Annotated in this window: 13 protein-coding genes and 1 tRNA gene; 3 read left to right on the top strand and 11 right to left on the bottom strand. The window is 51.9% G+C overall.

Features of this window, described 5'->3' with window-relative positions; all coding sequences use genetic code 11:
- Nucleotides 1-68: 68 nt before the first annotated feature.
- The 8 genes from BOC67_RS14635 to BOC67_RS14600 form a co-directional block, all read right to left on the bottom strand.
- A complete protein-coding gene (locus tag BOC67_RS14635) occupies nucleotides 69-2,270 on the bottom strand; it encodes a sodium-translocating pyrophosphatase (RefSeq protein ID WP_291911150.1) in 2,202 nt (733 codons plus the stop codon).
- A 178-nt stretch (nucleotides 2,271-2,448) separates the two neighbouring features.
- A complete protein-coding gene (locus BOC67_RS14630; RefSeq protein ID WP_291911149.1) occupies nucleotides 2,449-3,960 on the bottom strand; it encodes an NAD(P)H-hydrate dehydratase in 1,512 nt (503 codons plus the stop codon).
- Nucleotides 3,961-3,979: 19 nt separating this feature from the next.
- On the bottom strand, nucleotides 3,980-4,990 hold the full coding sequence (locus BOC67_RS14625) for a hypothetical protein (RefSeq protein ID WP_291911148.1): 1,011 nt from the start codon (nucleotides 4,988-4,990) through the stop codon (nucleotides 3,980-3,982).
- Between the two features lie 88 nt (nucleotides 4,991-5,078).
- Nucleotides 5,079-5,612: a hypothetical protein gene (locus BOC67_RS14620; protein ID WP_291911146.1), complete on the bottom strand. Its 534-nt coding sequence runs from the start codon at nucleotides 5,610-5,612 to the stop codon at nucleotides 5,079-5,081.
- A 128-nt stretch (nucleotides 5,613-5,740) separates the two neighbouring features.
- Nucleotides 5,741-6,868, bottom strand: a complete 1,128-nt coding sequence (nhaA, locus tag BOC67_RS14615; RefSeq protein ID WP_291911144.1) for a Na+/H+ antiporter NhaA — start codon at nucleotides 6,866-6,868, stop codon at nucleotides 5,741-5,743.
- A 135-nt stretch (nucleotides 6,869-7,003) separates the two neighbouring features.
- A complete protein-coding gene (locus tag BOC67_RS14610; RefSeq protein ID WP_291911142.1) occupies nucleotides 7,004-8,893 on the bottom strand; it encodes an OstA-like protein in 1,890 nt (629 codons plus the stop codon).
- A 7-nt stretch (nucleotides 8,894-8,900) separates the two neighbouring features.
- On the bottom strand, nucleotides 8,901-9,899 hold the full coding sequence (locus BOC67_RS14605; RefSeq protein ID WP_291911140.1) for an MlaD family protein: 999 nt from the start codon (nucleotides 9,897-9,899) through the stop codon (nucleotides 8,901-8,903).
- Nucleotides 9,900-10,071: 172 nt separating this feature from the next.
- Entirely contained in the window at nucleotides 10,072-11,037 is a 966-nt protein-coding gene (locus BOC67_RS14600) for an N-acetylmuramoyl-L-alanine amidase (RefSeq protein ID WP_291911138.1), read from the bottom strand.
- Nucleotides 11,038-11,256: 219 nt separating this feature from the next.
- Here BOC67_RS14600 and BOC67_RS14595 point away from each other — a divergent pair, with 219 nt between their 5' ends.
- Nucleotides 11,257-14,034 (top strand): putative LPS assembly protein LptD, encoded by a 2,778-nt coding sequence (locus BOC67_RS14595; RefSeq protein WP_291911137.1) that lies wholly within the window; start codon nucleotides 11,257-11,259, stop codon nucleotides 14,032-14,034.
- Nucleotides 14,035-14,186: 152 nt separating this feature from the next.
- Here BOC67_RS14595 and BOC67_RS14590 read toward each other — a convergent pair whose 3' ends face one another.
- Both BOC67_RS14590 and ung read right to left on the bottom strand, forming a co-directional pair.
- Nucleotides 14,187-14,933, bottom strand: a complete 747-nt coding sequence (locus BOC67_RS14590) for a 1-acyl-sn-glycerol-3-phosphate acyltransferase (protein ID WP_291911135.1) — start codon at nucleotides 14,931-14,933, stop codon at nucleotides 14,187-14,189.
- Nucleotides 14,934-14,993: 60 nt separating this feature from the next.
- Nucleotides 14,994-15,665 (bottom strand): uracil-DNA glycosylase, encoded by a 672-nt coding sequence (gene ung, locus BOC67_RS14585; protein WP_291911133.1) that lies wholly within the window; start codon nucleotides 15,663-15,665, stop codon nucleotides 14,994-14,996.
- Nucleotides 15,666-15,786: 121 nt separating this feature from the next.
- On the opposite strand from ung, the gene BOC67_RS14580 reads away from it, so the two are divergent.
- Nucleotides 15,787-15,860 (top strand) — tRNA-Arg (locus tag BOC67_RS14580).
- Nucleotides 15,861-15,927: 67 nt separating this feature from the next.
- Here BOC67_RS14580 and BOC67_RS14575 read toward each other — a convergent pair.
- A complete protein-coding gene (locus BOC67_RS14575) occupies nucleotides 15,928-16,761 on the bottom strand; it encodes a type VI secretion system baseplate subunit TssG (protein ID WP_291911132.1) in 834 nt (277 codons plus the stop codon).
- Nucleotides 16,762-16,962: 201 nt separating this feature from the next.
- On the opposite strand from BOC67_RS14575, the gene BOC67_RS14570 reads away from it, so the two are divergent.
- The gene (locus BOC67_RS14570; protein WP_291911130.1) at nucleotides 16,963-17,850 is read left to right on the top strand and encodes a TssN family type VI secretion system protein; all 888 of its coding nucleotides are present in this window, start codon (nucleotides 16,963-16,965) and stop codon (nucleotides 17,848-17,850) included.
- The last annotated feature ends 17 nt before the right edge of the window (nucleotides 17,851-17,867 follow it).

The raw sequence follows: 17,867 nt of genomic DNA, 5'->3' as shown, positions 1-17,867 counted from the left end.
GCCTGCAAAAAAAACGGGTGGCCGCTGCAAAGCGCCACCCGATCTTTCTACCTATAAAAAAAAATAAACTATTTCTTAAGCGTCACGTGCGTAAGGAGAGGGGCCTTAGTCGATTGCTCCGGCTGCATCACCACCTTCGCGGTAGGCGCGGCCTCGCGGGTATGGAATTTTTCGCCCAGGGTAGGCGCAATCACCAGAGAAACGATAGACATCAGCTTGATCAGGATATTCATGGACGGGCCGGAGGTATCCTTAAACGGATCGCCCACGGTATCGCCGGTGACAGAGGCTTTGTGGGGCTCTGATTTCTTATAGTAAGTTTCGCCGTTGATCTCTACGCCTTTCTCGAAAGATTTCTTCGCATTGTCCCACGCGCCACCGGCGTTGTTCTGGAAGATACCCATCAGCACGCCGCTCACGGTAGCGCCGGCGAGGAAACCGCCCAGCACTTCAGGGCCTGCAATAAACCCGATGAGCAGCGGGGCAATCAGCGCAATAGCGCCAGGAGCCAGCATTTCCCGGATAGAGGCTTTGGTGGAAATATCCACGCACTTATCATATTCCGGTTTGCCGGTACCATCCATGATGCCCGGAATTTCGCGGAACTGGCGGCGTACCTCTTCCACCATCGCCATGGCAGCGCGGCCTACTGCTGCAATCGCCAGGGAGGAGAAGATGAACGGAATCATACCACCGATGAACAAGCCAGCCAGTACATCGGCCTTATAGATGTCGATACCGGAAATGCCTGCCACGCCTACAAAAGCGGCGAACAGGGCCAGCGCCGTGAGGGCCGCGGAAGCGATCGCGAAACCTTTACCGGTAGCGGCGGTGGTATTACCTACAGCATCGAGGATGTCGGTTTTTTCGCGCACTTCCTTAGGCAGCTCGCTCATTTCAGCGATACCGCCGGCGTTGTCCGCAATAGGGCCGAAGGCGTCGATAGCCAGCTGCATGGCGGTAGTCGCCATCATACCGGCTGCGGCAATGGCCACACCGTACAGGCCTGCAAATGCGTAGGAGCCCCAGATGCCGGCTGCCAGCACGAGGATGGGCAGCGTGGTGGACTCCATACCTACGGACAAACCGCCAATAATATTGGTAGCGTGGCCGGTGGCGGACTGGCGGATGATGGAACGCACGGGGCGTTTACCCATGGCCGTATAATATTCTGTAATAATACTCATGAGGGTGCCCACTGCCAGGCCTACTACGATTGCGCCAAAGACCTGTCCTTTCGTGAAGGCATGGCCGCGGAGCATCATCTCCGTATCAGGCAGGATCCAGTTTACCAGGAAGTAGGAGGCAATGAGGGTCAGTACGATGGAACCCCAGTTCCCCATGTTCAGCGCGCGTTGTACGACGCTGGTGTTTAAACCGGCGCTGTCGCTGATTTTCACGAAGAAGGTACCGATGATGGAAAACACGATCCCGATGCCGGCGATCAGCATGGGCAGCAGGATGGGGGCAATGCCGCCAAACGCGTCCTGGCTGGAGGTTTCAGAACCCAATACCATGGTGGCCAGTACGGTGGCTACATAGGAACCGAAGAGGTCCGCGCCCATACCGGCAACGTCGCCCACATTATCGCCCACGTTATCGGCAATGGTGGCGGGGTTGCGCGGATCGTCTTCCGGGATGCCTGCCTCTACTTTACCTACGAGGTCGGCCCCAACGTCCGCGGCTTTTGTATAGATACCGCCGCCTACACGGGCAAAGAGCGCGATGCTCTCCGCGCCGAGGGAGAAGCCGGTCAGTACTTCAATGGTTTTGATCATTTCAGGCGTATTGGCTGTAGCGCCAAAGAAGGAGCTCAGCACAATAAACAGCGCGCCCAGGCCCAGCACTGCGAGGCCGGCCACGCCCATCCCCATCACGGAACCGCCGGTAAAGGATACCTGCAGGGCTTTGGACAAACTGGTACGCGCAGCGTGGGCGGTACGTACGTTTGCTTTTGTGGCGATCTTCATCCCGATGAAACCTGCGACTGCAGAGAATATAGCGCCCATGATAAAAGCCAGTGCTATTGACCAGTGCGAATTGTCGTGAGTGGCGCCCATATAAGCCAGCAAAAGCGCGGCAATAATGACAAAATAGGTAAGGATCTTATACTCAGCTTTCAGAAATGCCATGGCTCCTTTTGCGATATGGGCGGCAATCTCCATCATTTTCTCGTTGCCGGCATCCTGGCGGGAAACCCAGGCGCTTCGTAACGCGGTAAATAACAAGGCTAGTAATCCAAAACATGGAACGAGGTAAACTATATTCATATAAGCGGATTTAATAAATGCAAGGTTGACAAAATTTGTTTAATAGTTAAAAGATCAAAAGTTTCCAAATAGTGTTTCAAATAAATATAAAACATAAAAAATTAATACTCACCTGTGTGAGTCCATTTTTTATAAAATTCGCTATGGGATTGGGTTTGGGAGGGCAGATTTTTTACCGTCAGGTTCCCTGCAGGAAGGCGTCCCCCAGGTGGGAGATGAGGTCGTTGGCGGTCATGGCTTCCTGCGATAACCTGGCGGCGGCAATATCCCCGGCGTAGCCATGCAGCCATACGCCCAGTATCATGGCGGCTTTCGGGGTATAACCCTGCGCCAGCATGGCGGTCAGTATGCCGGTCAGCACATCGCCGCTGCCCCCGGTAGCCATGCCGGGATTGCCGGTGGGGTTGAAGTAGATGGAGCCGTCCGGGCAGGCAATGGTACTGTACCTTCCTTTTAACAGTATATACAGCCCCGTTTCCACGGATTTACGGCTAAGCAGGTCCAGCCGGTCAAACTGGTTGACGCTTGCGCCAAAGAGGCGTTCAAACTCTTTAGGATGGGGCGTGAGCAGGGAGCCCTTCGGTATCTTGTATAACAGGTAGGGATATACGGAGATGATGTTCAGCGCGTCCGCATCCAGGACCATGGGCAGGGGATAGGCTTCCAGCAGCTTTTCCAGGGCCAGCGCAGTTTGCTGATGCGTGCCCAGCCCGGGGCCGATGCCGATGGCGTTGTATTTGGCCTGCTGTACATCCAGGTGGAAGTTGGTGCTGTACTGCAGTTCCTGGTCGGTAATGCACATGGCGGCGGGCTCGCCTGTTTGTATGATTTCGTACCCGCAGGCCGGTACATGCGTGGTGAGCAGGCCGGCGCCGGCGCGGAGGCAGGCGCGGCTGGCCAGCAGGGCGGCCCCTATTTTACCATAGCTGCCGGCAATGATGAGGGCATGTCCGTAGGTGCCTTTGTGGCCAAAAGGGTCCCGTGGTTGGTAGATGGTGCGGATCATGGCGGCATCCGTGAGGTGAAATCGTGCAGGCGTATGCGTGAGGTAGCCCGGATGCAGGCCAATGGGCAGCACATGCACTTCCCCGGCAAACGCGGCATTTTCCGGCAGCATAAACGCCAGCTTAAAGGTTTCGAAACTCAGGGTATGATGGGCCTGTACCACGGGCGTGTGCAGGGAGCTGTTATCGGCCTGGAGGCCGGACGGCATATCTATCGCCACTACGGTGTGGCGTGTACGTAAATCATTGATCCGGTGGATGACGCCGGCCAGCCAGCCTTCTATGGGTTTATGCAATCCCGTTCCGAATAACGCATCTACGATAATGGCGTCTGGCGGTAGCGTGGGAAATGCCTGTATGTCGTTAAGCGGGTGGATATGACCGGGAAAGCGCTGCTGCAGCCGTTCCTGGTTGGCCAGGTTGTCCGCGCTGGCGTTGCCGCCGAGCAGCCAGGCATTGGCGTCGTACCCTTTTTCCAGCAGCTGCCGGGCAATGGCCAGGCCGTCGCCGCCGTTGTTGCCTTTGCCGCAGATGATACAGATGGGATGGGCAGGGGGGAAATGATCTTCCATCCAGGCAGTACAGGCCGCTGCCGCACGTTCCATCAGGTCAAGACTGCTTACAGGCTCGTGTTGAATAGTATATGCGTCGGCTTCACGGATTTGTGCTGCGCTGAAGATTTTCATACTTAAAATTAGGGAATATTTACTTTACCAGCAGGGGCCTGACGGCAGTGCCATCGCTCCACTGCCCCATGTACAGCTGTGCGGCGCTGCGGCCCAGCGCGGTATCGCAGCCTTTCTGGTACAGGGCGCAGTCCAGCAGGGCATCGGCGAGCTTCCAGTAGCAATAGTAGTCGGTAGCGTCGGTTCGCGTACCGGTAAACGATGCGCTGATCACGGCATTGCGCTGGCCGGAATCGAAGAACATATCCGTGGACGCGGCTTCGCCATGGTTGGCGGAAATAGCCGGCGTGCCGTGATCGTCCGCCTGGTGAATGATGTAGTTCTTATTGGCGGCGGTTATATAGGTGGTGGCTTTGTACAGCATGTCCGAAAACGTAGTGCCGGCACGGTTATCATATTCTTCCGTGATCAGCAGCATTTTGATCCTGGACGACATGTTTTTGTACGAGGAAGCGGCGCCCTGGGGAGCGTTGCCCGTACCAGGGCAAGCCAGCACCAGCGCCTTTGTGCCGGGAACGCCGTAAGTGACCGGCGTGAGCGCGAGGTTGGCGCTAACTACCGCCCCGTAGGAATGGCCGATGTAGGCGTATTTGCCTTTGATGGGCTGCGGCCAGGAAGGGTTGGCGGCAATGACTTTCAACGCCCGGCTGATGGCCGCGGCAGCATTGGAAGTGTATATCGCGGGAGTGGTGACCAGCGTAGCCTGGTATCTCGGGAAAATAACGATGTTGCCCCGGCGCACCAGGTGCCGGATCCAGCCGCCGTAGCAGGCGGGGTTCCAGGCGCCATAGCCATGGTTGAATACCACCACGGGCGCTTCTTTGGGCGTTGGATTTTGCGGATAATACAGCCAGAAACCGGCATTACCGTCGTCATAATTCAGCTTAGCCACGCCGGCATAGGGGTAGTCGGCCCCGCCATAACCTTCCGCCGGCTGTACCGGCTGTTTAATGGCCGGCCCTTCCGGTTCCGGTTTGTTGCAGGCGGTGTGCAGCAGCAAGGGGATAAAAAGCACGAATAGAAGGCGCATCGTTGCCGGAGTTAGCGGTTGTCCAAAATGAAAAACGGATTATGGGAAACCCCATAATCCGCTAAAATACGTTTTTTATTTTCCTTTCCTAGAAAGCAAATCTGGCAGATACGCCGCCGATTTCTTCGCCCATGTAGTTGGTAGGGCCTACAAACTGTACGAAAGGTTTCAGGTCCGCGCTGATATTGAGCGGGAACTTCTTGAAAGTATATTCAATACCGATGATACCATCCAGACCCGGGGTAGCGTAGGTGCCTTTACCTTTCTCTACATATTTATCCCAGTGATAGTCCTGGCGGTCCAGGATGCTCAGGTGTACGCCACCGCCGGCATACATGTTCAGACCCTGCATACCTACGTTCCAGTGGTATTCGTATAATCCGGTGAAAGTTACGTTAGTTCTGTTCGAAACGTTAGTGGTCACTAAACCTTCGATAGCATGAGGTCCCTGAATAAAGTGTTTAATGGTAAAGCCTACCATCCATGGATTCAAACGAATACCCAATGCAGTGTTATAGTTTTCTACACCATAACTGCCGCCGCGGTAGCTGCTTTTCTTTTGCGCGTTTGCCTGGATCGCCAGTACAGCGAAGAGGCTGAAAAGTAACACGACTTTTTTCATAGATGTGTTTTGAATTAAAGAAAAATAAATATTTGAGTCCTTTAACGTTAGATTTTTCTCTAAAGTATATGGCGTCCCAAAAAAAATTCACCAACATTTAACAATAACAATGCCAATAGGCGTAAACGTTAGGCTTTTTTTAACAGGCGCAGGTAGATAAATCCCGCCAATCCCGCGGCCAGCGAGGCGGCGATGACGGAGATGATGGCAATGGTCTGAATGGAACGGTCCGTATAGGCAAGTGTGGAAATGAATATGGACATGGTAAATCCTATCCCGGCAATCATCCCGATTCCCCACATCTGCAGCCAGCCGGAGCGTTCCGGCAGTACGGCCATGCGCAGCTTCACGGCGATAAACGACATCAGGAAAATCCCCAGCGGTTTGCCAAGGAATAAACCCGCCAGGACGCCGTAACTGATATCATGCTGCAGGGAGCCAAAGATGTCCCCCGGCAGGGCGATGGCGGTATTGGCCAGGGCAAACAGGGGCATGATCACGAAATTAACGGGGTCGTGTAAACTGTGTACCAGTTCTTCAATGCGTGACTGCGGAATGCAGAAGGCCAGCAGCACGCCGGCAATGGTGGCATGGATGCCGGAGTTGTAAATGCAATACCAGAGCACGATGCCCGGGAGGAAGTAAAGGATCAGCCGTTCTGCTTTCAGCAGGTTCAGCGCAACCGGGATCAGCAGCGCGCCCCCGCCGATCAGGAGGTATTTTATTTCCAGGTGCGGCGTATAAAAAATGGCGATGGTGAGTATAGCGCCCAGGTCATCGATAATGGCCAGGGCCATCAGGAAGATCTTCAGGCTTACGGGTACGCGTTTGCCCAGGAGGGATAGCACACCCAGTGAAAATGCAATGTCCGTCGCCATCGGGATGCCCCAGCCATGTGCATAATCCGTTCCGTGATTGAACAGCGTGAAGATAAGCGCCGGCGCTACCATCCCGCCAATAGCCGCCAGTACAGGCAGTATGGACTGTTTGATGCTGGACAGCTCGCCCACCGTCAGCTCCCGTTTAATTTCCATGCCTACGAGGAAAAAGAAGAGGACCATCAGCCCGTCGTTTATCCATAACAGTATGGAGTTGGGCAGCAACAGGGAACGGAAGTGATAATGATGGCCGGCAGCAGGGTCAAACAGCTCATTCCAGAAATTGATATAGGATTGTTGCACGCCGGAATTGGCCAGTATCATGGAAACGAGCGTACAGATGATGAGTACGATGCCTACGGCACGACTATCTTTCATGAACGTGTAAATAGGGGAGAGCAACGATTTCCGGATGATATGGAACGAATTTTTCAGCACGACGAATATAAGGTTTGGTAACCGGGCAAATATAGTCAAAAAAAATAGCCCCCTGCCGGAGCAGAGGGCTTATAGTTATTGCATTAGTTCGTATTTGCTTTTCGGTTGCCGCTTGACGTCCCATTTAAAATGTTCCAGCTTCAGCTCTTCCACCGGCCGCTGTGTAAACGGATAGACCGTGGTTTCCGGCTGCGTATAGAACACCGCCTTCTGTAGCTCGCCTCCTGCAAAGAACAGTTTGATGGTGGCCGAGAGGGTCCGGTTTACGTTCATATAGGCGCCCTGGTTATCCGTGGCGTAGGTAATGGTTTCCGCATTGCCTTCCACATGCATCCAGTCGAGCGACTGCTCTTTGATATAGCCGGTGATCAGGTTGCCTTTGATCTGGTTGTACAGGTCGGGCCCTGATTCGTTAATAATGAAAGCGTTTTGCTTCATCACCACTTTATCGGCTGTTTGATTTTTCGTGTACATGTAGATGGTATCGCCGTACATCTGCGTTTTCCGGTTGGTCCATAATACCGGGTCGCGGTAGAAGCGGAATACCGAGTCGCTCGTGCTGTAGTACACGCTATCCGCTACCCCCTGCAGGGAGTCGGAGAACATGCGCACGTTGTGATAAGCGAGGATATAACGGATATCCGCCGTGTCGGCGCTTTTATCTTTCTTTTTGAGGGCCATGCTGTCCGCATAATGCATCACGCCCGGCAGTGAGTCCGTTGGCGAAATGGCTTTCATGGGCGCAATTTTCACATGTCCCACATTATTCAGCTGCATACGGTCCCTGGATTTGGCCATGGCGGTATCTGCCATCATCATCATAACGGCGCCGGATACACTATCTTTTTGTTGTTTGGCCAGGAGTTCATCTTTTTTCAGGAACTCCGGCATGTTATCGATAGGGGTGACGGCCGTCCTGGTTTTCACCGGTGTGAGCCGCAGCGGGGGCGGCGCTTTGCGCAGGCCCTGCACGGAAGGAATGGTAAGGCTGTCGCCCGGTTTGATGATACCGGTAAACAGCGTATCTGCCGCCATATAGAAGGTATCCTTCTTGTTTTCCATGATCAGCAGCGGCTTTTGGGTAGCGAGCAGGGTTTTATGGTTCTGGTCCGCTACGCCGTAGTTGGCCAGCAGGGATACTTTATTGATGGTATCGCGGTACACCATGTTGCCGGTGGCATAGGCTTTTCCGTTGAGGCGGTCTATTTCCAGCTGGTCGGCGGTAAGGGTGCCGGTGCTGTCTTCGATCAGGGGGCGGTTGGTGAAATTACCGTAGCCTTTTTCCGTGTCGTAGTAGCCGCTGGTCACGTACATGATGCGTTTCCCTTCGTTGATGGTGGTAGGCGCAATGATGTTGGCGATTTTCGTTTCCGTGTTATAGAGTAATGCGTCCGTAGCGAGGGTGTAGTCCGGGTTTACGAGGACTACATTGCGCTGGAAGTGCATTTCTTTCATATCCACGTAGTAGAAGCCTTCATCGCTGGTGAGTACGCTATTGCCGTTGACGAGCTTACCGGTTTTAAGGTAGGAGCCTACTTTGGCGTTCATATCGTACACCAGTTCAGGGCCGGTGATGGTGACTTTATTATCGGTCATACGGGCATCGCCGGTAAGGGTGGCGATGCGGGTAGCCGCGTCGTAATTGAGCGCGCGGCCATAGATGTACACGCTGTCGGCCTGGTTGATACGGATATTGCCGTAGGCGTCGATAACGTTGGATTTCAGGTTCTGGATGGCGCTATCGCTCCAGAACTGGGTGGTACCCTGTTTCAGGTGTACTTTCCCGATCAGCTTTCTCACGGCGATGGAATCCTTGGTGATATCCAGCAGGGAGTCGGCATGTATGATTTCTATCCTGGTACCCTGAGCAGGGGGCGGCTGGTTTGGCACCTGCGCCCTTGCCGGCATCAGTGCGGCCAGGAAGATGGCAGACAGTAATAGCCCGGATTTAATGAATGCACGCATTGACAGATTATTGAGCTTTTACTGAGTCGGATGGTATTGGTTTTACTTTATCTTTTTTGCCAAAGAGGGAGAAGTGCACATAACGTTTAGGGTTGATGCGCAGGTCTTCCAGCAGTTTGTTCAGGTTGCCGAGCGAGTATTGCAGGTTGTTGTACACCTGTTTGTCGTTAAGCAGCAGCCCGGCCGTGCCATCGGTGGTATTGAGTTTGGCGATGGTGGCGTTCAGGTTGGCGGCAGTGGCCTGCAGTTCCGCCAGCGTTTTATCGATATTGCCATTGGCCAGGGAGCCGGTTGCTTTTTCGGCGTTGCTGAGGATGGCGGAAATTTTTTCGTTACTGTTTTTCAGGTTGGCGGTAACGGCCTGCAGGTTGTTCATGGTACCGGCTACGGCGCCTTTCTGCGGGTCCAGCAGGGTATTGAGGGCGGCGCTGGTATGGGTAAAGTTGCGGGTTACCACTTCCAGGTTACCGATGGCCTGATGGAGATGGCCTTTGGAGGTGGAGTCCAGCAGGCTGTTTACGTTGAGCAGCACGGAGTCGATATTCATGAGGGTCCCCTGGAGTTTTTTCACGAGGGGGTTGAGTTGTTCCTTGAGGGCGTCCGTCATGGAGCCGTCTACGGCGGCGTACACGGTATCTCCGCTGTTGAGGTACTCGGTGGAGTTGCCCAGGTCCAGCTGCACGGTTTTGCTTCCCAGCAGGTCGGAACTGATGCGGGCCACGGAGTTACGGGGGATTTCAATTTTTTTGGTGATGGTAAGGGTCACGAGGATGCGTCCTGCGTTTTGATCCATCACGTCCAGGTTGGCGACGTTCCCTACCACGAGGCCGTTTACCTGTACGGCGTTGGAAGGTTGCAGGCCATTTACCTGCGTATATACAGCGTAGATAGTTTTTGTCCGTTTAAACAGGCTCTTTCCCTTCAATAAATTAAAGCCCAGTACAAGGAGGGTAATACCTACAACAGTAAGTATGCCCACTTTTGTTTCGTTAGATAATTTGAGCATGTGGTTCGTACACGTTTGACGCAAAAATAATCAAAAAGGATGTCCGGGGCGTGTCAGAAATAAAATGTTGATAATTATAGGGAAGAATATTTGGGGAGGGGCGGAGTTTCCGGGGTACCGGGAGCGGCCAGGTGGCGGCGGCTCCCGGAATCCGGGTATAAGTTATGGCGTATTAGCGGCTGCTAACGGTATTGGAGGCGCCTTCTGCTTCGGCCGGGCGGTTCATGGTAAAGCGGCCCAGTTCATCACGGTAACGCTTAATCGCTTTATAGATCCCGTTGGCCAGTTCGGATTGGCCGCTGGCGGAGTTGAGGTAGTCTTCCTCTTCCGGGTTGGAGATGAAGCCCAGTTCTACGAGCACGCTGGGCATTGCGGTAGCGGAAAGTACCCAGATGCCTTTTTCGTTACGCTGCCGGGCGCCGCGGCTGATGCGGCCTACCTTGGTAAACTCGTCTTCAATGAGGGTAGACAGCCGGAGGCTCTGGTCAAAGTAAGCGTTACGCAGGGTGTTGAGCAGGATGAAGGTTTCCGGGTCCGTATCGTCCATCAGGGCGCGGGACTCTTCGGAATTGGCATCCAGCACGATTACGGAATTCTGTTTCAGGGATTCCATTTTCGCGTTGTTCTTACTGGTGGCCCAGATGTAGGTTTCCGTACCTTTTGCCGGGTTAGGGTAATAAGCATAGGTAGGCACTTTCACGGCTACTTTCTTTTTCCCTTTCTTACGGTACACGGTTTGGGAACCTGTTTGTCTTCTTATTTTAGCGGCGGAGTTACAGTGGATGGATACGAACAGTTCACCTTTGGCGTCGTTGGCGATGTTGGCTTTGACCCTCGGGTCATCGAAACGGTCGGTTTTTCGTGTGTACACTACCTTTACATCCGGCATGTTCTCTTCCAGGATCTTTCCCAGCTTCAATGCTACCTGGAGGGTTATCTGGCTTTCGGTGGAGTAGCTGCCGCGGGCGCCCACATCGTGCCCACCGTGCCCCGCGTCGATTACAATCGTTCTGATAGGCTTCCCCTGGTTTCCTGAAACGTCCTGTTTCGGGGAAACTGGTGTGTTTTTTGCCTGAATGAAAAAGGTACAGGTGAATAAAGTTCCCAGTCCTAAAGTCCAAAATCGGTTCCAGCGCATGATTCTCTTTTTAATGGGTGCTGTAATCACAAAAAATAAAAAATAAGTTTATTTGTCAAATTAATAATTTGCTGGCCACATGCGCACTTCTATTGCCTATTTCTTGCTTTCCCGCCAAACTTTACAAGTTATCATTTGTAATAAATTGTCCAAAAACTTGTAGGTTTGTGCCCGCCTTAACACATGAGCTCTAGCTACAAAAATAATTATAAAAAGTTTTTGCGACAGACATACCTGGCTTTTGCAGGTATAGTTATCGCCGTTCCCTTTATTATAGATGCATCGGCTGGGAATTTGCCACACGGATTTTTCGGATTTAACAAATTTTTTGCAGACACCGTTGCGCCTGCGAAAAAAGCGGATACGATTAAGCCGGTTGTTCCCTCCAGGCCTAAAGATACGTTGATTGCGCCTAAAACGGGCGATTCCGCGGCTTTAATATTGCCGGGGGATTCGACCCTGCGCGATACCACTATCGTTACGGTGGACTCCCTGTCTCTCCCCAAAGCCTCCAAAGACTCCCTGGACGCCGTGGTTACGGCCAAAGCGGAGGATTCCATGGTGCTGATGGTGCAGAAAAAGCAGTTCTACCTCTACGGGAACGCCAACGTAAAATATAAAACCATCGACCTGACGGCCCACCAGGTGAGCTTTGACCAGCAAACCGGGGTGATGACGGCCGTACACGGAAAGGATTCTGCCGGTAATTACATCGGCCGCCCCGTGATGAACGACGGCGGGCAAAGCGCCAAGTCGGACACGCTTGAATATAACTTCACTTCCTCCAAAGCGTTAATTATCAACACCAGGTCCCAATACGGGGAAGGCTATGTGCATAGTGAAAAAACCAAGCGCATGGCCGATAACACCATCTTCGGTTTCAAGAACGGCTATACGACCTGTAACCTGGATACCCCGCACTTCAGCTTCCGGGCTAAGAAAATCAAGGTAATCCCGGATAAACTGATCGTTTCAGGGCCTGCCAACCTCGAAATACAAGGCATTCCCACACCTTTGTTCATACCATTCGCCATATTCCCCATCACCCAGGGCCAGCGCTCGGGTATCCTGCCGCCGCAGTTCGTCACCAACGCGCAGAAAGGGATGGGATTGGAACAAGGCGGTTACTACTTCGGTATGGGCGAACACCTGGATATGACCCTCCGCGGGGATATCTACTCGTACGGCAGCTGGGCCCTCACCGCCAGCCCTACCTACCGCAAACGGTATAAATACAGCGGCGGGATGACGCTGAGCTTTGCCAATACCCGCCTGGGCGACCCGTCCGTGCCGCAGGAGTTTGTCAAGAGCCGCGATTTCCGCGTGATGTGGAACCACACGATGGACAGCAAGGCCCGCCCGGGTATTAACTTCGGGGCAAGCGTAAACTTCGGGACCAGCTCCTATAACCAGTATAACGTGTACGACTACGCGACCCGCGTAAACAATAACATCGGTTCCAGTATCAGTTTCTCCAAAACCTGGCAGAACAAGCCTTACAACCTCACCGTAAACTTATCGGATAACCAGAACCTGCAAACCCGAGATGTGTCCCTGACCTTCCCGGATGCGAACTTCTCGGTGCAAACCATCTATCCTTTCCAGCCGAAAGAACTGATAGGTACCGCGAAATGGTATCAGAAAATCGGTATCAGCTATACCAACCAGTTCCGTAACCAGGCTTACTTCAAGGATACCGCCTTCGGAAAAAAGGAGATGTTTGACGCATTACAAACCGGTATGCAACAAAATATCCCTATCTCGTTTTCCATCCCGGTGATGAAGTCATTCACCTTTTCTCCAAGCGTGAACTTTACCGAATACTGGTACACCAAAAAGACGGAGCGCCAGTGGAACCCGCGGAAAAGAAACCTGGGCACCGGGCAGATGGGCGCGCTGGATACCATCTATACCAATGGCTTTTTTGCGCAGCACGAGCTGAGTACCAGCGTATCGCTGGCTACCGCTTTATATGGTATGTATGATTTTGGACAGGGTAAGATCCGCAAGATCCGGCACGTTATGCGCCCCTCCATTGGGTTGACCTACCGGCCGGACCTCACGCAGGGCGCTTATTACGACATGAAGTATAACTCCAACGGGGATTTCCAGCGGGCGTCCTACTTCCAGGGTTCTGTCATCGGCGTGCCGGGCGAAGGGACTTTCGGAGGGATGAGCTTCTCCCTGGACAATAACCTGGAAATGAAAGTCTACAGCCGTAAGGATACCAGCGGCAATCATGAGAAGAAGATCAAGCTGCTGGATGGTTTCGGCCTGAATACCAACTATAACTTCGTGGCGGACTCCTTTAAGTTATCGCCTTTCAGCCTGTACGCCCGTACCAACCTGTTTGAAAAGCTGAATATCTCGGCCAGCGGTACATTGGACCCGTATGTGACCAATGAGCAGAGCGGCGTCCGCAAGGACCGCTACGTATGGCAGGATGGCAAGCTGAGTCTGGGCCGCCTCACGAATGCATCCATCACCATGTCCACTTCCTTCCAGTCAAAGGACAAGAAGGGCGGCGATGACCAGCGGCAAAAAACGCTGGATAGTTTGCAGAGCGTGATGGATCAGAATGCCTTGCAGGCGGCGCAGCAGCGGCAGCTGCAGATGATGCGCAACAACCCGGGTGAGTACGTGGATTTCGATATTCCGTGGCGGCTGGACCTTTCCTATAGCCTGACCTATACCAACCGCGTTATTCCGGATTCCGGCGGCGTGGTGAAGGAATTGCGGCAGTATGTCAGCTTCAACGGCGACTTCAGCCTGACGCCGAAGTGGAAGATCGGTATGAACAGCGGTTTCGATTTTACTTCCATGGAGATCGCCTATACGAACCTCTATATCTCGCGCGACCTGCACTGCTGGCAGATGTCGATCAACCTGGTGCCATTTGGTACCTACCGTCAGTTCAGTATTACGATCAACCCGAAAGCGGGTATCCTGCGAGACCTGCGGCTTAACCGATCGCGAACGTATTATAGTAATAACTAACGGTGTAGCCTATACGTAGAAAGCGTGTCGGTGTATAACGGTTAGGGATATACGGGAAAAGATATAAGAAAGACGAAGCGTTATGGCTTCGTCTTTTTTTTATGACTTCCGGTGGCGCTGCCGGCGCTACCGGTTCCCGCTAAGGCTCCGGTCTACCGGTTATATGCAACGTAATAGTCCCACATGATTTTAAATACTTTCTCCTTCAGCGCAGGCACATCTTCTTTGGTAAGGCCGGTGGTAGGCACGGGCGGGAGGAAGTGATAATCGATATGATGCGGCCAGGCGTAAAAGCCTTTGTCCGCCGGGTTAACGATTTTGGTATGAAACAGCAGGGAAGGAATGATGGGTACCTGCGCTTCGATGGCGAGTGCGAAAGCGCCGTCGTAAAAGGGCTTCAGCGGCTCGTTGGTGCGGTTCCTCGTGCCTTCCGGGTAGAGGAGCATGTGCATGCCTTTTTCGAGCGCTTCACGCATTTGCAGCACGCTGTTTTTACGGCTTTGTTCATCCTTACGGTCCACCAGGATGCCGCCTATACGGTAAAGCACCCCGAAGAGGGGAATTTTACCCATGGATGCTTTGGCGAGCGTTTTATTAACGCCCGGCACGCCTGGTGTGGTAACGGGCACGTCGATGAGCGCATTGTGATTGCATACGACCACATAGGTTTTACCATCTTCAAAATATTCCCTGCCTTTGATCCGCACCGGGCAGCCGATCAGCGGCATATAGACTTTCATCCATATCCTGCCGATGGTAATGAAGCCGCGTGTTTTTTTAGGATCAGGAAAAAAGGAGAATATCCAGATAGGGATAAACACAATCAGCATGGTACCCGCAAAGAGCAGGAGAGCATACAGCGCAAAGATTCTTCCGAATATATCTTTTATCAGTTTCATATAGCCGTTCATTCGCTATTCAGCGCATACCCGAATATATTAAATATTATTTACTTGCAATTATAATCGCCAGTCAACTGGTTCAATACCCGCTTTTGCCAGCAGTTCATTTGTTTTGGAGAAGTGCTTGCAACCGAAGAAGCCTTTATCCGCGCTGAAAGGAGAGGGGTGCGCCGCTTTGAGTATATGGTGTTTGGTAGCGTCTACGAGGATTTGTTTATCCTGAGCGAACCTTCCCCAGAGCAAAAATACCACATCCCTTTTCTGATCTGATATCTTGCGTATAACGGCGTCTGTAAAGGTTTCCCAGCCGATCTTGGAATGGGAGGCCGGTTCATGCGCGCGTACGGTGAGGATGGCGTTGAGCATGAGTACACCGTGTTCTGCCCATTTGGTAAGGTTGCCGCCGGCAGGAGGTTCCAGGCCGAGGTCAGCCTTCATTTCCTTATAGATATTGACGAGGGATGGAGGAGGTTTTACGCCGTCCTGCACACTGAAGCAAAGGCCATGCGCCTGCCCTTCGTTATGATACGGATCCTGGCCAAGAATAACTACCTTTACTTTATCGAAAGGAGTTTTGTCGAATGCGTTGAAGATTTCATCCCCTTTGGGATAGATTGTTTTACCGAGCGCCTTTTCATGTTTCAGGAACATGACAATCTGTTCGAAATACGATTTCTGGAATTCGTCTTTCAGTACTTCCTTCCAGCTTGATTCAATTTTTACGTCCATATAATCACAACATTATCGAAAAAAATAAAATTAATTTGTTTTTTTAAGAGAAAAATTTATACATTTGCACTCCCAAAATGATAGATAAATATATGAATTTATCAGTCAGGATGGCCGGGATGTCTCGGTAGCTCAGCTGGATAGAGCAACTGCCTTCTAAGCAGTAGGTCATTGGTTCGAATCCAATCCGGGACACGAAAAATAGAAAAGCCGCTGATCCAGCGGCTTTTGTCGTTTTATGCAATAAGTATCATTCAACATCCTACAGGTACGCAGTAACCCCCAGCACGCTCTCTGCCAGCGCTGCCTTGCGCTCCGCCAGCGCTGTTTCCAATCGCGCTTCCACATCCGCCGGTACAAAATAACTCACGAGCCAGCGCACCACTTTTTCCAAACGCTCGCCGGGCATCAGTTCCATGGCCTGCGATACCGTAACAGGCCCTACGCGGATTATCACCTCTTCATCTCCTTCCAGGAAAGTATTGCCCGCTATCATATCCACTCCTAACCTTGTATCGCCCAGCAGGCAATCCTCCGTAGCCGTTAAAGTACGGCCGGGCGCAGTATGCACCGCCACGGGCATTTGCAGCATGAGGTGTAATACCTGTTGTAATTTTTCCAGGTCCCCTTTGGTATCATGCAGCAGGGGGATCAGGTGCAGGAATATATTTGCCTGCTGATGATCCAGCAGTTCAAATATTTCCCATCCCGGTTTGAAAATATCTATCAGCTCATTATAGAAATTCTTCTTGTCGATTTTATTTTCATACAATTCAATCAGCACGCGGAACAGGTTGATCTCCGCTTCCAGCGGCATGAAAAATTTGCGCGCCGCCTTTTCCTGCTCCTTGTGAAGTTTGATCTGGTCTATCAACTCCTCCGTGGAACGGGTGGAGGAATAGGGAACGGCAGTATGGAAAAGCCCTTCCGGCAACATGTCGTACAGCCCTTCCCGGTTGGTTTTAATGCATAAATAATCTTTGAATCCACCTGCCGGCGAATACCATTCCACGCTCAGTACATCTTTGGAAAAATTACGGCGGCCCGCTCCTGCAGGCCAAATGAAGATACGGTTAAGGTCTATTCCTGCTTCCACCAATTCCGCCGCTAAAACAGCAGCCTTGTAATCGGTATGAAAATTGTTTAAATTTAAAGATGGGGTTTCCTCCATAAATTAATTATTCACTTAAATTTGTACTCCTTAAATTTATATAAAATCAGGCAAAACCCTAAAAAATTGACCCTTGCCTGTGCAATTATTTTTTAGAATTAACCGCTCCGGACCATATCAAGTACTATGGATGTAAAATCTGTTTTTGTAAGCTACATTCTTTTTCCGCTTGTTGCCGCCATCATGGGGGCTGTCATGCTAATCCTGAATAAGAAAAACCGACTGATGAGCAGTCGCAAGCTCATTGTTACTATATTGTTAACCAGCCTGGTACTCGCCATTCCCGGACTCTTCGGATTACTCAACATGTATTTCATGCCCTGGGGTTACCTCTTATCCCAACTGACTTACGTACTCCTTGGTATCCTCGGCGTGTTCCTGCTTTCCAGGCATTACCCGGAGGCGCTGGAACATAAAAAAGGAATGACGGTCCTGTTGGGAGCCATCACCATGTTGTTGGGCATCTACCTGTATCAACTGGTGTTTAACTGGTTAAACGATCTCGGGTATGGCTGGTACGCCGCTACTTCTGTGATCATGTTCTTTGCGCCGCTCTTATTCTGGTGGACGTATATGGCCATGATCAGCATCCCCTCGGAGATATACACGGTATGGTATTACCCCCGTGATACGCCGCCTATGGATATGTTTGATGTGGACATCGATAAGCTGAAAGTCCTGGAAGTGGAACTGTTCAAAGCAGTCAATGATCCCACGCCGCTGAAAGTAAAAGTGAAAGCGCCGCCTGAAATGAGCTTTGGCGCCTGGTTCCGGAAATTCATCGACGATTACAATATCAAATTTCCCCGTAACGGTATTCAGTATGCAGCCGGCGATGAAGCCTATGGCTGGATCTTTTACCTGAAGCCCAATTTCTTCTCCCGCAAACAGTTTATTGACCCTGCTGTCACCATCACCCAAAACCAGGTGAATGAAAAGCACACCATATTTGCGCGTAGGGTAACCCGTTTGCAACATGAAGCAGGAGGGGAGGACCGGGTAGTTATCTTATGATCTGTTAAAACACGCTT

The organism is Chitinophaga sp. CB10, from assembly GCA_001870995.2.
Classification (GTDB): Bacteria; Bacteroidota; Bacteroidia; order Chitinophagales; family Chitinophagaceae; genus Chitinophaga.
The sequence above is the reverse complement of the archived record's forward strand: the minus strand, read 5'-3'. Positions and strand labels throughout refer to the sequence as shown.

Bases quoted from the DNA above. Each gene is read 5' to 3' on its own strand.
- BOC67_RS14620 (WP_291911146.1), bottom strand. From the start codon at position 5,612: ATGAAAAAAGTCGTGTTACTTTTCAGCCTCTTCGCTGTACTGGCGATC.
- BOC67_RS14600 (WP_291911138.1), bottom strand. From the start codon at position 11,037: ATGCGCTGGAACCGATTTTGGACTTTAGGACTGGGAACTTTATTCACC.
- BOC67_RS14630 (WP_291911149.1), bottom strand. From the start codon at position 3,960: ATGAAAATCTTCAGCGCAGCACAAATCCGTGAAGCCGACGCATATACT.
- BOC67_RS14605 (WP_291911140.1), bottom strand. From the start codon at position 9,899: ATGCTCAAATTATCTAACGAAACAAAAGTGGGCATACTTACTGTTGTA.
- nhaA (WP_291911144.1), bottom strand. From the start codon at position 6,868: ATGAAAGATAGTCGTGCCGTAGGCATCGTACTCATCATCTGTACGCTC.
- BOC67_RS14610 (WP_291911142.1), bottom strand. From the start codon at position 8,893: ATGCGTGCATTCATTAAATCCGGGCTATTACTGTCTGCCATCTTCCTG.
- BOC67_RS14635 (WP_291911150.1), bottom strand. From the start codon at position 2,270: ATGAATATAGTTTACCTCGTTCCATGTTTTGGATTACTAGCCTTGTTA.
- BOC67_RS14570 (WP_291911130.1), top strand. From the start codon at position 16,963: ATGGATGTAAAATCTGTTTTTGTAAGCTACATTCTTTTTCCGCTTGTT.
- ung (WP_291911133.1), bottom strand. From the start codon at position 15,665: ATGGACGTAAAAATTGAATCAAGCTGGAAGGAAGTACTGAAAGACGAA.
- BOC67_RS14590 (WP_291911135.1), bottom strand. From the start codon at position 14,933: ATGAAACTGATAAAAGATATATTCGGAAGAATCTTTGCGCTGTATGCT.
- BOC67_RS14625 (WP_291911148.1), bottom strand. From the start codon at position 4,990: ATGCGCCTTCTATTCGTGCTTTTTATCCCCTTGCTGCTGCACACCGCC.